The 16067-nt window shown below is 46.3% G+C and carries 11 protein-coding genes; 3 read left to right on the top strand and 8 right to left on the bottom strand.

What is annotated here, in order from left to right:
* Nucleotides 1-22: 22 nt before the first annotated feature.
* Nucleotides 23-610: a YjaG family protein gene (locus tag A9237_RS09155; protein ID WP_005434878.1), complete on the bottom strand. Its 588-nt coding sequence runs from the start codon at nucleotides 608-610 to the stop codon at nucleotides 23-25.
* Nucleotides 611-676: 66 nt separating this feature from the next.
* On the opposite strand from A9237_RS09155, the gene A9237_RS09150 reads away from it, so the two are divergent.
* Nucleotides 677-1600, top strand: coding sequence for a D-2-hydroxyacid dehydrogenase (locus A9237_RS09150; protein WP_078608062.1), 924 nt, complete (start codon nucleotides 677-679; stop codon nucleotides 1598-1600).
* A gap of 7 nt (nucleotides 1601-1607) precedes the next feature.
* A complete protein-coding gene (locus A9237_RS09145) occupies nucleotides 1608-2180 on the top strand; it encodes a uracil-DNA glycosylase family protein (RefSeq protein WP_078608061.1) in 573 nt (190 codons plus the stop codon).
* A 220-nt stretch (nucleotides 2181-2400) separates the two neighbouring features.
* On the opposite strand, the gene hemE is transcribed toward A9237_RS09145, so the two are convergent.
* Both hemE and nudC read right to left on the bottom strand, forming a co-directional pair.
* The gene (gene hemE / locus A9237_RS09140; protein WP_005433634.1) at nucleotides 2401-3468 is read right to left on the bottom strand and encodes a uroporphyrinogen decarboxylase; all 1068 of its coding nucleotides are present in this window, start codon (nucleotides 3466-3468) and stop codon (nucleotides 2401-2403) included.
* 262 nt (nucleotides 3469-3730) lie between these two features.
* Complete coding sequence (gene nudC / locus A9237_RS09135) at nucleotides 3731-4513, bottom strand: NAD(+) diphosphatase (RefSeq protein WP_078608060.1); 783 nt, start codon at nucleotides 4511-4513, stop codon at nucleotides 3731-3733.
* A 178-nt stretch (nucleotides 4514-4691) separates the two neighbouring features.
* Here nudC and A9237_RS09130 point away from each other — a divergent pair, with 178 nt between their 5' ends.
* Complete coding sequence (locus tag A9237_RS09130) at nucleotides 4692-5183, top strand: Rsd/AlgQ family anti-sigma factor (RefSeq protein ID WP_005434886.1); 492 nt, start codon at nucleotides 4692-4694, stop codon at nucleotides 5181-5183.
* 379 nt (nucleotides 5184-5562) lie between these two features.
* Here A9237_RS09130 and rpoC read toward each other — a convergent pair whose 3' ends face one another.
* The 5 genes from rpoC to rplA all read right to left on the bottom strand — a co-directional run bounded on the left by rpoC (nucleotide 5563) and on the right by rplA (nucleotide 16065).
* Nucleotides 5563-9765, bottom strand: coding sequence for a DNA-directed RNA polymerase subunit beta' (gene rpoC / locus A9237_RS09125; RefSeq protein WP_039842890.1), 4203 nt, complete (start codon nucleotides 9763-9765; stop codon nucleotides 5563-5565).
* A gap of 105 nt (nucleotides 9766-9870) precedes the next feature.
* Nucleotides 9871-13899 (bottom strand): DNA-directed RNA polymerase subunit beta, encoded by a 4029-nt coding sequence (gene rpoB, locus A9237_RS09120; protein ID WP_009705466.1) that lies wholly within the window; start codon nucleotides 13897-13899, stop codon nucleotides 9871-9873.
* Between the two features lie 250 nt (nucleotides 13900-14149).
* On the bottom strand, nucleotides 14150-14518 hold the full coding sequence (gene rplL / locus A9237_RS09115; RefSeq protein WP_009705465.1) for a 50S ribosomal protein L7/L12: 369 nt from the start codon (nucleotides 14516-14518) through the stop codon (nucleotides 14150-14152).
* A 57-nt stretch (nucleotides 14519-14575) separates the two neighbouring features.
* A complete protein-coding gene (gene rplJ, locus A9237_RS09110) occupies nucleotides 14576-15070 on the bottom strand; it encodes a 50S ribosomal protein L10 (protein ID WP_009705464.1) in 495 nt (164 codons plus the stop codon).
* A 293-nt stretch (nucleotides 15071-15363) separates the two neighbouring features.
* Nucleotides 15364-16065, bottom strand: a complete 702-nt coding sequence (gene rplA, locus A9237_RS09105) for a 50S ribosomal protein L1 (protein WP_005384683.1) — start codon at nucleotides 16063-16065, stop codon at nucleotides 15364-15366.
* Nucleotides 16066-16067: the final 2 nt, after the last annotated feature.

Raw genomic sequence — 16067 nt, 5'->3', positions numbered from 1 at the left:
CTTTGTTTTATCTATTCAACAATTAAAGTGCAATGCCGATGTTGCTCACGGCTTCTTCGCGTAGCTCTTCACGCAAATCTTTAATCAGGCTGATGTCTCGCTCTACCGCTTCACGCAGTGGACGGAAGATAGCCCACTGAACATCCCACTCTTCACACACGGCTTCATTTTCTTTTTGATTGTCGTTTGTGATTGGCTCTGCGCCTTGTGCTTGTTCTAGGTCAGCAACGGTTTGTACCGACTGTTGGCTCACTTTAAGCATTGAATCGAAAAGGTAGTCGCGATCCAACAGACCATGCAGCAGTGTCGACAAGCTCTGACAAGCATCCATCGCTGGATAAACACCGTAAAAATCGAACTCATCTGCACTTGGGAACAACTCTTCTAACTTCTCTAATTGACGTTCGAAGTTAATTTTCGCGTTCTTAACCGTCAGAATTTCCCATACACTATCAAGAATCGCTCGGTAAGCACGTGGCTCAGCAAATTCTGTATTCTCACAAAACATCGCATAGTTTGGATACATGCGTTCACACAGGCACGCCATGAAGGTAATTTGTTGCCAAGGTTCTAGTTTTTCCAAACGAACCTGAAGAGGATTCTTAAGCATAGTCACTCAATCATTGAAGAAAAAATCAGCGAAAGTGTACTTGATTCATCACAGGGAAAAAAGTTAATGCAGCATCCAAATCAGATTTTCCTGCTCTCAGAGCATCGCGACACCTACGAAACGTTACTGGCGGAGAAAAATCTGCCCGATCTGGCCATCACAAACAAACCTCAAGATGCTCAGATCATACTGGCGGATCCACCATTACTATCACAAAGGTTAGACGAGTTTTCACAGCTTGAGTGGGTGCAATCGACATTTGCAGGGGTGAATGCTCTGATGGTGCCGAATCTGCGCCGGGATTATACCCTGACTAATGTTCGCGGTATTTTTGGCCCATTGATTGCCGAGTACGTGATTGGCTACAGCATTGCTCACTTCCGTCACTTCATGCAATACCACCAGCAACAACAGAGCAAGCAATGGCAGCCGCATCTGTATACCTCACTACAAAGCAAAACCATGGTGATTCTCGGCACAGGCAGCATCGGCAGTCATTTGGGTAAAACGGCACAATTGATGGGCATAAAAGCCATAGGAATCAATCGTACTGGTATCCCCACTTCTGGCGGTGAATTCAATCAAACTTTTCATATCAATGAACTCGCCAGCGCCTTTCACCAAGCGGATATCGTGGTAAATACGCTGCCGAGCACGCCAGAGACGCAACGTTTACTCAATAGTGAAGTGTTAAGCCATCTTAATCAGGCATTGCTATTTAATGTTGGAAGAGGCGATGTGATTGATGATGCGGGTCTGTTGCTCGCACTAAAAAATCGTTGGGTGGAACATGCTTTTCTCGATGTGTTTGAACAAGAGCCACTTTCACCGCAACATCCGTTTTGGAAACTTCCGCAAGTAACCATCACTCCTCACATCGCGGCGTTAAGTTTTCCTGAGCAAGTGGTCAACATTTTTGCAGACAACTACTTGAGTTGGAGGGACGGTTTCTCTCTAAACAACCAAGTCGATTTCGATAAAGGGTATTAACCGTTTTATGTCTCTAGAAACATTACTAAAGCAAGTGCGAGCCTGCCAGATCTGCGCAGACGATTTGCCTTTGGGCGCGAACCCTGTCGTGCAAGCCGCAAAAGACGCACGCATACTAATCATCGGACAAGCGCCGGGGACACGTGTGCACAAAACCTCGATACCTTGGAACGATCCAAGCGGCGATCGGTTACGCCAATGGCTCGATATCGACAAAGACACTTTCTACGACCCAAACAAAATAGCCATTGTCCCGATGGGTTTCTGCTATCCAGGTAAGGGGAACTCAGGCGATTTACCTCCTCGCAAAGAGTGTGCGCCCGCTTGGCATAAAAAGATTCTTGAGCAGTTGCCCAATATAGAGCTGACACTGCTGATTGGTCAGTACTCACAGCAGTACTACCTCACAAGCAAACCAAAGACACTCACGCAAACCGTTCAGCAATGGCAGGATTGGGAACCGGAATTTATCCCGCTTCCTCACTCCTCTCCACGCAACACATTATGGCTAAAGAAGAATCCTTGGTTTGAGTCTGACGTCGTGCCATACCTTAAAAAACGCGTTCATTCGATGCTTTAGGTTACCCATGATCTAATTGCTTGTTTATCTGTACAAGAAAATTAGCGCACAAGAACCATGAAAGTAACCCGTTGTTTATAATGAACTTTAATGCCTAATGTACAGTTCAAATAGTAATTAGATCATGGTAGACCAAATACTACCAAAGCTGTACAACCTTGATTTTCAGATAAAAAAATACCGGCACTGATTGCCGGTATTTGATTTCAAAAAGTCGAAGTTACTTGTGGTACGGCTTAGATAGCTCGTGTACCGCTTCCACAAATACACCCGCGTTTTCTGGCGGCACATCCAAATGGATACCGTGACCTAGGTTGAACACGTGACCAGTACCTGCATCACCAAAGCCTTCTAGAATACCCGCGACTTCTTCACGGATACGCTCTGGTGAAGCGTAAAGCATTGATGGGTCCATATTACCTTGTAGAGCCACTTTATCGCCGATACGCGCTTTTGCGTCTGCGATGTTGATAGTCCAGTCTAGGCCTACCGCATCACAGCCCGTTGCTGCGATTTGCTCAAGCCACATGCCACCGTTCTTAGTGAACAGCGTTACTGGTACGCGACGACCGTCGTTTTCACGAATCAGGCCATCTACAATCTTGTGCATGTATTGCAGTGAGAACAGGTTGTAGTCACGAGGAGTCAGTACACCGCCCCATGTATCAAATACCATCACCGACTGTGCACCCGCTTTAATTTGCGCGTTTAAGTACTCGATAACGCTGTCTGCTAGCTTATCTAGAAGTAAGTGCAGAGTTTGCGGTTCTGCGTACATCATCTTCTTGATCTTAGTGAACGCTTTCGAGCTGCCGCCTTCAACCATGTAAGTCGCCAGTGTCCATGGGCTACCAGAGAAGCCAATCAGTGGAACGTCACCGTTCAAGTCTTTACGGATTTGACGCACTGCGTTCATTACGTATTGCAGCTCGCCTTCTGGATCTGGCAGGCCGATCTTTTCTACGTCAGCTTTGCAAGTGATAGGCTTATCGAAAACCGGACCTTCACCCGCAGCAAAGCGAAGTTCTAAGCCCATTGCATCTGGGATAGTTAGGATGTCAGAGAACAAGATCGCTGCATCAAGAGGAAAACGGCGTAGTGGTTGAAGCGTTACTTCTGACGCCAACTCCGCGTTTTTACACAAAGACATGAAATCGCCCGCTTGCGCACGAGTTGCTTTGTATTCTGGTAGGTAACGACCTGCCTGACGCATCATCCATACTGGCGTGTAATCTACTGGCTCTTTTAGAAGGGCACGCAGATAACGATCATTTTTTAATTCAGTCATTCCGTAATTCCAATTGTTAGGCTTTCTTTGAAAGGGGGTATTCTATCACTGATTTAAGGCTAATAGCTGTGTGCTTTGCAACCTGGATCAAGTTATTAACTTTTAAATCAGTGCTTAATTTGCACCCAGTCGGTATCAGTGTTAAAAATTTGTTCGCTAGCGAAAACTACAATTATAAACTGAGTACCCGGTACTCAGCATCTCATAACGACATCTTACTTACCCCCTCCCTCTCGGAGGGTTTTTTTTATCTATTTTTCAGCTAATTAGACTCGATATCTTGTCGCGTTTGCTCGATAAGAGCTCGAGCAATTGTCCCTTCTGGTGCAACCGGCGGCATCTCGTCAATGCCAAACCATTGTGCATCGGACAGCTCGGTGTAATCAGGATTCAATTCACCAGACTCGTAATCAGCAAGAAATGCCATCATCATGCTGGATGGAAAGGCCCATGGTTGGCTGCCAAAATAGCGAATATTTTTAACGTGTACGCCGGTTTCTTCGTGTACTTCACGAGCGACACAGTCTTCTAGGGTTTCTCCCACTTCTAAAAAGCCCGCAATGACGGTGTACATGCCATTTCGATGACGAGGGTGCTGTGCCAACAAAATCTGGTTATCTTTGCGTACAGCGACAATGATGCACGGGAAAATACGCGGATAGTGCAAAGTACGGCACTCACCACACTGCATCGCTAGCTGGTTGTTATTGAGAAAGTTTCGACCACCACACTGAGGGCAAAAACGAAGGCTTTGTGTCATGTGCCCATATTGAATCGCTTTGCTGATCAGCAAGAAGAGTGCCTCTGGGAAATGCAGACAATCACGCAGAGACACCAGTTCTAAATCGTGGTCTAAATCCGACAGATTTACCCACATCACTGGGGCATTTTGGTATTCACCTATCTGCCTTGCACTCGCTTCTGGCAGTGAGAACTGCTCTGCATTGCCAAATGGTATAGCACCATCCACCAGCCAAACATCGCTTCCTGAGACAACACACCAATAGGCGTTTTTCGTACGGTTAACTTCACCTTTTCTTAACATTACAGCGTCCCTTTGCTTGAAGTTCATTCATTTTACTGGCAATCTAATTTCATACCAGAGTTTGTCGTTCGCCAAATTTGCAACTATAAATTCTAGTAAGGACAAGAGTTTGTAATCACTTTACTAACTTTGCTTTGCAAAGGATACGTTCGCCAATGGGCGATCAGATCATGAGGGCATGGTCATGCTAAAAAAATTCAAACAAACACAAGACCAATGGGGCGGTTCCAGTGACGTTATTGACCATTGGCTGGAAACGAGACAATCTCTGATTGTCGAATATTGTAAGCTTGCAGCACTGCAACCTTGTTCGAAATCCAATGTCATTGAACTCCCTTCCCCTGACGAACTTCAGCACTTCTGCCAACACCTTGTTGATTATATCTCCGAAGGTCACTTTAAAATCTACGATATGGTGATGGATAAGTGGAAAGCCACGGGCTTTGTCGCGACAGATGAAATAAACCAGACTTACGCGAAGATCGTCCTCACTACTGAGCCGTTGTTGAACTTTACCGACAAATACTCTGATGTTTCAGCCGAAGATGAACTGGCTGATTTTGATGAAGATATGTCTTTGATTGGGGAAATCATTGAGACACGCTTCGCGGTAGAAGACCACTTGATTCAGTTGATTGCTGACAGTTTAGCGATGCCGCCTGGCGCATAGCGAGAAGCGAGAAGCGAGAAGCGAGAAGCGAGAAGCGAGAAGCGAGAAGCGAGAAGCGAGAAGCGAGAAGCGAGAAGCGAGAAGCGAGAAGCGAGAAGCGAGAAGCGAGAAGCGAGAAGCGAGAAGCGAGAAAATTCTTAAGGGTTGGCGTATGCACGTCAACCCTTTTTGTTTTTTGAGATTCGGGATTCATTTTGTCTTTTTAAGAACAAGTCCTGTCAACGTCCTCTTAGTCAAAATAATTTTCACGACTCACCCAGGCACAACTCTAGATTCCGTAAGCGAGGCATCCTCGCCTCTCGAAGCGCAGCGTTCTAAGCTCTACTTCCAAAAACAAAAAAGGCACCCGAGGGTGCCTTTTCTTTTAAGCTTTTAACGATTACTCGTCAGAAGAGAAGCCTGCGTTTAGAAGTGCAGCTAGGTTATCTGTTGCTTGTTCAGCAGATGGACCTTCTTGCGCTTCAGCACGTTTAGCTTGACGATCTTGGTGGTATGCGAAACCAGTACCAGCTGGGATCAGACGACCAACAATTACGTTCTCTTTCAGACCACGTAGGTCATCACGCTTACCAGAAACCGCAGCTTCTGTTAGTACGCGAGTTGTCTCCTGGAACGATGCCGCAGAGATGAACGACTCAGTCGCTAGAGATGCCTTAGTAATACCTAGTAGCTCACGCTCGAAACGTGCAGGCTCTTTGCCTTCAGCTTCTAGGTTACGGTTAGCAATCTTAACTTGTGAGTATTCAACTTGCTCACCAGGTAGGAACTCAGAGTCACCAGCGTGAGTAATTGTACACTTACGTAGCATTTGACGAACGATAGTCTCGATGTGCTTATCGTTAATCTTAACGCCTTGTAGACGGTAAACTTCTTGTACTTCGTTAGCGATGTACTGAGTTACAGCGTGTACGCCACGTAGACGTAGGATGTCATGTGGAGACTCTGGACCATCTGCGATCACGTCACCACGTTCAACACGCTCACCTTCAAATACGTTCAACTGACGATGCTTAGGAATCATCTCTTCGTAAGTATCACCGCTGTCGCGAGTGATAACTAGACGACGCTTACCTTTCGTTTCTTTACCAAAGCTCACAGTACCTGTGTGCTCAGCAAGGATCGCAGGCTCTTTAGGCTTACGAGCTTCGAATAGGTCAGCTACGCGTGGTAGACCACCGGTGATATCTTTGTTACCGCCAGATTTCTGAGGGATACGAGATAGTGTGTCACCAATGCCAACTTCAGCGCCATCTTCGATGTTTACAATCGCTTTACCAGGTAGGAAGTAGTGAGCTGGCATTTCTGTACCAGGGATCATTACATCGTTACCTTGCTCATCAACAAGTTTGATAGCTGGACGCATATCTTTACCTGCTGCTGGGCGAGCTGCTGGATCAGTTACTTCGCTTGAAGATAGACCTGTTAGGTCATCTGTTTGACGAGAAACTGTAACACCGTCGATCATGTCTACGAACTGGATGCGACCTGCCACTTCAGTGATGATTGGCATGGTGTGCGCTTCCCAGTTAGCAACAACTTCACCAGCTGTTACTGCGTCGTTGTCGCCTTTGCTTAGCATCGAACCGTAAGGAAGTTTGTGCTTCTCTTTAGTACGACCGAATTCATCAATGATAGTTAGCTCAGATGCACGAGACGTGATTACTAGCTTCTTATCTTTGTTGATTACGAACTTAGCGTTGTGCAGTTTAACTGTACCAGTTGTCTTCGCTTGGATGCTGTTCTCTGCTGCTGCAGTAGATGCTGCACCACCGATGTGGAACGTACGCATCGTAAGCTGTGTACCCGGTTCACCGATAGACTGAGCAGCGATAACACCTACTGCTTCACCTTGGTTCACTAGGTGACCACGTGCTAGGTCACGACCGTAACACTGTGCACAACAACCGAAGTCAGAATCACAAGTAACTACAGAGCGCACTTTCATGCTGTCTACTGAGTTCTCTTCCATGATCTGACACCACTTCTCATCAATTAGAGTGTTACGTGGGATCAGAACATCTTCTGTACCTGGCTTAAGAACGTCTTCAGCTACTACACGACCTAGCGCTAGCTCAGTTAGTGCAACTTTAACATCACCACCCTCGATGTGAGGCATCATGTCAACACCCTCATGAGTGCCACAGTCATGTTCAGTTACAACAACGTCTTGAGCAACGTCTACTAGACGACGAGTTAGGTAACCCGAGTTCGCTGTTTTCAGTGCCGTATCCGCAAGACCCTTACGAGCACCGTGCGTTGAGATAAAGTACTGAAGTACGTTTAGACCTTCTTTAAAGTTCGCTGTGATCGGCGTTTCGATGATTGAACCATCTGGACGCGCCATCAGACCACGCATACCCGCTAGCTGACGAATCTGAGCTGCAGAACCACGAGCACCCGAGTCAGCCATCATGTAGATGCTGTTAAACGATTCTTGTTGCTCTTCTTCACCGTCACGGTTAACTACCGTTTCAGATGAAAGGTTTGCCATCATCGCTTTCGCTACGCGATCGTTGGTAGATGCCCAGATATCGATAACTTTGTTGTATCGTTCGCCCGCAGTAACAAGACCAGATTGGTATTGCTCCTGGATTTCACGTACTTCTTCTTCCGCTTCTGCGATTTCAGTGTACTTAGCTGGCGGTACAACCATATCGTCGATACCAACAGATACACCAGATAGTGCCGCGTATGCGAAACCTGTGTACATGATTTGGTCAGCGAAGATTACAGTGTCTTTCAGACCTAGCTTACGGTACGCCTCGTTTAGTAGGTTAGAGATTTGCTTCTTACCTAGCTTTTGGTTAACGATGCTGTACGGTAGACCAGCTGGCACGATTTGCCATAGCATTGCACGACCGATAGTTGTATCAACCATCTTAGTCTCTGTTGTGCTGTTGCCGTCTTCGTCTACAACTGTTTCTGTAATACGTACTTTAACGCGTGCGTGTAGTTCAGCGGTCTTAGTGCGGTATGCTTTCTCAGCCTCTGCTGGGCCAGAAAGGTACATGCCTTCACCTTTCACGTTGATCTTGTCACGAGTCATGTAGTACAGACCCAATACAACGTCCTGAGAAGGTACGATGATCGGATCACCTGACGCTGGCGACAGAATGTTGTTTGTCGACATCATCAGAGTACGAGCTTCAAGCTGTGCCTCTAGAGTTAGAGGTACGTGAACCGCCATTTGGTCACCATCGAAGTCCGCGTTGTACGCCGCACACACTAGTGGGTGTAGCTGGATCGCTTTACCTTCGATTAGTACTGGTTCGAACGCCTGGATACCTAGACGGTGAAGTGTAGGTGCACGGTTCAATAGTACTGGGTGTTCGCGGATTACTTCGTCTAGGATATCCCAAACTACCGCTTCTTCACGCTCTACCATCTTCTTAGCAGCTTTGATTGTAGTCGCAAGACCACGAGTCTCTAGCTTGCTGTAGATGAATGGTTTGAATAGCTCAAGTGCCATCTTCTTAGGAAGACCACACTGGTGTAGACGAAGGTATGGACCTACTGTGATTACAGAACGGCCAGAGTAGTCTACACGTTTACCTAGAAGGTTCTGACGGAAACGACCTTGTTTACCCTTGATCATATCAGCAAGAGATTTCAGAGGACGTTTGTTAGAACCTGTGATCGCACGACCACGACGACCGTTATCTAGTAGCGCATCAACAGACTCTTGCAGCATACGTTTTTCGTTACGTACGATGATGTCCGGAGCCGCTAGCTCTAGAAGACGCTTCAAACGGTTGTTACGGTTGATCACACGACGGTATAGGTCGTTCAGATCTGAAGTCGCAAAACGACCGCCATCTAGTGGTACTAGAGGACGTAGATCTGGCGGAAGAACTGGAAGTACAGTCAGGATCATCCACTCTGGGTTGTTACCAGATTGAATAAACGCTTCTACCAGTTTCAGGCGCTTAGTGACTTTCTTACGCTTAGTTTCAGAGTTAGTTGTTTCTAGCTCTTCGCGCATTTGTTCAGCTTCAGCGTGCATATCCATAGAACCTAGTAGGTCCTTGATAGCTTCTGCACCCATCTTAGCAGTGAACTCGTCGCCCCACTCTTCTAGACGATCCAGATACTCTTCTTCAGTAAGCATCTGAGATTTTTCTAGATCAGTCATACCTGGTTCAGTTACTACGTACATTTCGAAGTAAAGAACACGCTCGATATCACGTAGTGGGATATCCATTAGTAGACCGATACGAGACGGTAGCGATTTTAGGAACCAGATGTGAGCTACTGGTGATGCTAGCTCGATGTGGCCCATACGGTCACGACGAACTTTAGTTTGTGTAACTTCTACACCACACTTCTCACAGATAACACCACGGTGCTTCAGGCGCTTGTATTTACCACAAAGACATTCGTAGTCTTTAACTGGACCAAAGATACGCGCACAGAAAAGACCATCGCGCTCAGGTTTGAACGTACGATAGTTGATCGTTTCAGGTTTTTTAACTTCACCGAAAGACCATGAACGGATCATGTCCGGAGAAGATAGACCGATTTTGATAGCATCAAATTCTTCGGTCTTATGCTGTGCTTTTAGAAAGTTTAATAAGTCTTTCACAATCAGCTCCTGTAAGGAGTTAAAAGGAGCTCACTCGCTAAAGTGAGCACCTTCTACCAAATAATCGCTTTTTGATTCTCTCAACCTTGGTCAAGAGAAAAGAGATTACTCTTCGTCTTCTAGCTCGATGTTGATACCTAGCGAGCGAATCTCTTTCAACAGTACGTTGAACGATTCTGGCATACCAGGTTCCATGCTGTGGTTACCGTCTACGATGTTTTTGTACATCTTAGTACGGCCGTTAACGTCATCCGACTTAACCGTTAGCATTTCTTGTAGAGTGTAAGCAGCACCGTATGCTTCTAGTGCCCATACTTCCATCTCACCGAAACGCTGACCACCGAACTGAGCTTTACCACCAAGTGGTTGCTGAGTTACTAGGCTGTACGAACCAGTTGAACGAGCGTGCATCTTGTCATCAACAAGGTGGTTCAGTTTCAGCATGTACATGTAACCTACAGTTACAGGACGCTCAAACTGGTCACCCGTGCGACCATCAAACAGTTTTAGCTGACCAGATTCTGGTAGGTCTGCTAGTTTCAGTAGCGCTTTAATAGACGCTTCTGGTGCACCGTCAAATACTGGAGTCGCGATTGGTAGACCGCCACGTAGGTTCTTGATCAGAGTACGAACTTCGTCATCAGATAGAGAAGCAATGTCTACTTTCTGGCGAGTTTCGCCTAGGTCGTAAACTTTTTGTAGGAACTCGCGGAATTTCGCTAGTTCTTGCTGCTCTTTAACCATCTGGTTGATCTTGTCACCGATACCTTTCGCTGCCAGACCTAAGTGTACTTCTAGGATCTGACCGATGTTCATACGCGAAGGTACACCCAGTGGGTTAAGTACGATGTCTACAGGCTGACCTTTCTCATCGTATGGCATGTCTTCAACAGGGTTGATCTTAGAGATTACACCCTTGTTACCGTGACGACCCGCCATCTTATCACCAGGCTGGATGCGACGTTTAACCGCTAGGTAAACCTTAACGATCTTCAGTACGCCAGGTGCTAGATCATCACCTTGAGTGATCTTGCGACGCTTAGTTTCGAATTTCTTATCGAAGTCAGCTTTTAGCTCGTCCCACTGCTCAGCAAGTTGCTCAAGCTGTGATTGTAGTGCATCGTCTTCTAGCGTTAGTTCTAGCCACTTCTTACGATCAGTCGTGTCTAGTTTCGCTTCAGAGTAACCACCATCGATCAGTACAGCTTTAACGCGGTTTAGAAGGCCACCCTCAAGAATCTGGAATTCTTCAGTTAGGTCTTTCTTCGCTTCTTTAAGCTGCATTTGTTCGATTTCAAGCGCACGCTTGTCTTTCTCTACGCCATCGCGAGTGAAGACTTGAACGTCGATAATCGTACCTGATACAGAGTTAGGTACACGTAGTGAAGTATCTTTAACGTCAGATGCTTTTTCACCGAAGATTGCACGTAGTAGCTTCTCTTCAGGCGTTAGCTGAGTTTCACCTTTAGGGGTTACTTTACCAACTAGGATGTCGCCACCCTTAACTTCAGCACCGATGTAAACGATACCTGACTCGTCTAGTTTAGACAGAGCAGATTCACCTACGTTTGGAATATCAGCAGTGATCTCTTCAGAACCAAGCTTAGTATCACGCGCCACACAAGTAAGTTCTTGGATGTGGATAGTCGTGAAACGGTCTTCTTGAACTACGCGCTCAGATACTAAGATCGAGTCTTCGAAGTTGTAACCGTTCCAAGGCATGAACGCGATACGCATGTTTTGACCAAGCGCTAGTTCACCAAGGTCTGTTGAAGGACCATCAGCAAGAACGTCACCGCGTGATACAGGTTCACCTGGCATCACACATGGGCGCTGGTTAATACATGTGTTCTGGTTAGAACGTGTGTATTTAGTCAGGTTGTAGATGTCGATACCAGCTTCGCCTGGTACTAGCTCTTCTTCGTTCACTTTAACAACGATACGAGAAGCATCTACTGACTGGATTACACCACCACGTTTAGCAACTGCAGTTACACCTGAGTCAACTGCTACGTTACGTTCAATACCAGTACCAACAAGCGGTTTGTCAGCTTTCAGTGTTGGAACTGCCTGACGTTGCATGTTCGCACCCATCAATGCACGGTTCGCATCATCGTGTTCTAGGAACGGGATAAGCGATGCAGCGATAGATACAACCTGGTTTGTCGCAACGTCCATGTACTGAGCGTGCTCACGAGGGTGTAGACCAGATTCACCTTTTTGACGAGCTGTGATCAGCTCATCTGCAAAACCGCCTTCTTCAGTTAGCGCAGCGTTAGCCTGTGCGATAACGAATTGGCCTTCTTCGATTGCAGATAGGTAATCTACTTCGTCTGTAACAACGCCATCTACAACGCGACGGTATGGTGTCTCTAGGAAACCGTACTCGTTACAACGCGCAAACGCAGATAGAGAGTTGATCAGACCGATGTTTGGACCTTCCGGCGTTTCGATAGGACATAGACGACCGTAGTGCGTTACGTGTACGTCACGTACTTCGAAGCCAGCACGTTCACGAGTTAGACCGCCAGGACCCAATGCAGAAATACGACGCTTGTGCGTTACTTCTGATAGCGGGTTGTTTTGGTCCATGAACTGTGAAAGCTGTGAAGAGCCAAAGAATTCTTTAACAGCTGCAGAGATTGGTTTCGCGTTGATCAGGTCTTGAGGCATGATTGCGTCAAGATCGCCTAGGCTTAGACGCTCTTTAACTGCGCGCTCAACACGTACTAGACCTACACGGAACTGGTTCTCAGCCATTTCGCCTACAGAACGGATACGACGGTTGCCAAGGTGGTCGATATCGTCCACTTCGCCTTTACCGTTACGGATCGCGATAAGCTTCTTCATCACTTCAACGATATCTAGCTCGTCAAGTGTGCCTTGCTCTTGAGCATCTTCACGGCCGATAGAGCTGTTGAACTTCATACGACCAACAGTCGATAGATCGTAACGCTCTTCAGAGAAGAATAGGCTTTCGAATAGTGCTTCTGCAGCTTCTTTTGTTGGTGGCTCGCCAGGGCGCATCATGCGGTAGATTTCTACCAATGCAGAAATACGATCAACAGTGCTGTCGATACGTAGTGTTTCTGACATGAATGGACCGTGGTCTAGATCGTTGGTGAACAACGTTTCTAGTGATTTGTGGCCAGCCTGAGATAGGTTCGCTAGTGCTTCCAGGCTAATTTCCTGGTTAGCGTTAACAATGATCTCGCCTGTTGCTTCGTTGATGTAATCTTTCGATGCAACTTTACCAACGATGTACTCAACTGGTACTTCGATGTGATCAACGCCATCTTTTTCTAGTTGGCGGATATGACGAGCTGTTACGCGACGACCTTGCTCAACGTAAGTTTTACCGTTCGCTTCGATGTCGAATGACGCAGTTTCACCACGTAGACGATCAGGAACCAACTCCATTAGTAGAGTTTGGTCTTTCACTTCGAAGTTCACTTTCTCGAAGAAGATATCTAGGATTTCTTCTGACGTTTTACCAAGTGCACGAAGGATGATCGAAGCTGGTAGCTTACGACGACGGTCAATACGTACGTATAAGTTATCCTTAGGATCGAACTCAAAGTCTAACCATGAGCCACGGTAAGGAATTACACGTGCGTTGTATAGAACTTTACCTGAAGAGTGGGTCTTACCCTTATCGCTGTCGAAGAACACGCCTGGGCTTCGGTGCAGCTGGGATACGATAACCCTCTCGGTACCGTTAATTACGAAGGTACCATTGTCTGTCATAAGCGGAATTTCGCCCATGTAGACTTCTTGTTCTTTAATGTCTTTTACAGTACCTGCTGGCGCGTCTTTATCAAAGATAACTAGGCGTAGTTTTACACGTAGTGGCTTTGAGTAAGTTACACCGCGGATTTGACATTCTTTAACGTCAAAAACTGGCTCACCAAGACGGTAGCTAACGTATTGCAGCTCAGAATTGCCGTTGTAGCTCTGAATTGGAAATACAGAACGGAAAGCAGCTTCAAGACCGTATTGACCTTCAGGATCCTGTTCGATGAATTTGTCGAACGAATCGAGCTGGATCGATAGCAGGTATGGAATGTCCAAAACTTGTGGACGAGTACCAAAGTCCTTACGGATGCGCTTTTTCTCGGTATAAGAGTAAACCATGGGGTTCCTCAGCTCGCTGATAAGTGACCCAAACCGTCCGCCCGCACCTAGTTACTTAAGGGGGGGAAGGGACAGTGACTAAATAGCTGTTTACTGTAGTGACATCTCATTGCGTAGGAATGAAATGTTTTTTGCATGGACATGAGACGCTTAAACAGCGGGAAAATTCGCTCATGCCCTACAGCGCAAAAAGGCCGGTGGTTAAAAAACCACCAGCCATTAGCCGTTAGGCTATGAAATTAAGTAATAATTACTTAACTTCAACAGAAGCGCCTGCTTCTTCTAGCTGAGCTTTAAGAGCTTCAGCTTCAGCTTTCTCAACGCCTTCTTTTAGAGGTGCTGGAGCGCCGTCTACAAGAGCTTTAGCTTCTTTAAGACCTAGGCCAGTTGCGCCACGTACTGCTTTGATAACAGCAACTTTGTTGCCGCCAGCTGCAGTTAGGATTACGTCAAATTCAGTTTGCTCAGCTGCAGCTTCGCCGCCTGCTGCGCCACCTGCAACTACTGCAGCAGCAGCAGATACACCGAATTTCTCTTCCATAGCTTCGATTAGTTCAACAACTTGCATTACAGACATTTCTGCAACTGCGTCTAGGATTTGCTCGTTAGTAATAGACATAACAATTCTCTTTTAAGTCAACAATAAGTTTATTTTGCAACCAGTAAAAAGCAAGGCTTAAGCCGCTGCTTCTTCTTTTTGATCGCGGATAGCAGCGATAGTACGTACCAGCTTGCCAGCAGAAGCTTCTTTCATGCACATCATTAGGCGTGCGATTGCTTCGTCGTAAGTTGGTAGTGTTGCTAGTACTTCAGCGTCAGTTAAAGCGCCTTCAAATGCAGCAGCTTTGATCTCGAAGTCTTTGTTCTCTTTAGCGAAGTCTTTGAAAAGACGCGCTGCAGCACCTGGGTGCTCGTTAGAGAACGCGATTAGAGTAGGACCAGTGAAAGTGTCAGTTAGACACTCGTAGTCTGTACCCTGAACCGCACGACGTGCTAGAGTGTTACGCACGACTTTCATGTAAACACCCGCTTCGCGAGCTTGTTTACGTAGAGAAGTCATCGCGCCAACTTCAACGCCACGAGAATCAGCTACAACTGCAGAAAGTGCACCACTGGCAGCTTCGTTGACTTCAGCAACAATTGCTTTTTTGTCTTGAAGGTTTAAAGCCATCTTGGATTTACTCCTGGTTGTCGTTACACCACTCACTATCATCACGACAGTGAGAGCTATTGAGGTGCATTCCCAGAAGAAAGTTAACTATTTACATAGAGCTTTCTGTCAGTTCGGGCACCATCTACGTAGGATGATTAAGTTTGTTTTGAGAACAAACACCTACGGTCTTGGACGGAGACTGGGTCTTAATTCATTTCGAACTAGGAGACAGTTCAAAGAACCAATGTTCAGCCCCAACCACAAATATTAGGCGCAAAATTATACACAAATTTTGCGCCTAAGCAAATAAATTATGCTTGAGTGTTCAGGCTAGCCTGATCAACAGCAACACCAGCACCCATAGTAGTAGAGATGCTTACTTTCTTCAGGAAAGTACCTTTCGCTGAAGATGGCTTAGCTTTCTTCAGAGCAACTAGAAGAGCTTCTAGGTTTTCTTTGATCTGCTCAGCAGAGAAGTTTGCTTTACCGATAGTAGTGTGGATGATGCCGTTTTTGTCGTTACGGTAACGAACCTGACCAGCTTTAGCGTTCTTAACCGCTTCAGCAACGTTAGGAGTTACAGTACCAACTTTAGGGTTTGGCATTAGACCGCGAGGACCTAGGATAGTACCTAGTTGACCTACAACGCGCATTGCATCTGGAGAAGCAACAACAACGTCGAAGTTCATTTCGCCTTTCTTAACTTGCTCAGCAAGATCTTCCATACCAACGATGTCTGCGCCAGCTTCTTTAGCTGCTTCAGCGTTTGCACCTTGAGTGAACACTGCAACGCGGATTTCGCGACCAGTACCGTGAGGTAGTACAGTTGCACCACGTACGTTCTGGTCAGATTTACGAGCATCGATGCCTAGGTTAACAGCAACGTCTACAGACTCAACGAATTTAGCAGTAGCTAGTTCTTGAAGAAGAGCAACAGCTTCGTTGATTTCGTATTCTTTAGTTACGTCAACTTTTTCGCGGATTACGCGCATGCGCTTAGTTAGTTTTGCCATCT

This window comes from Vibrio owensii (assembly GCF_002021755.1).
GTDB classification, from domain to species: Bacteria; Pseudomonadota; Gammaproteobacteria; order Enterobacterales; family Vibrionaceae; genus Vibrio; species Vibrio owensii.
This window is presented reverse-complemented; position numbering and strand designations above follow the sequence as displayed.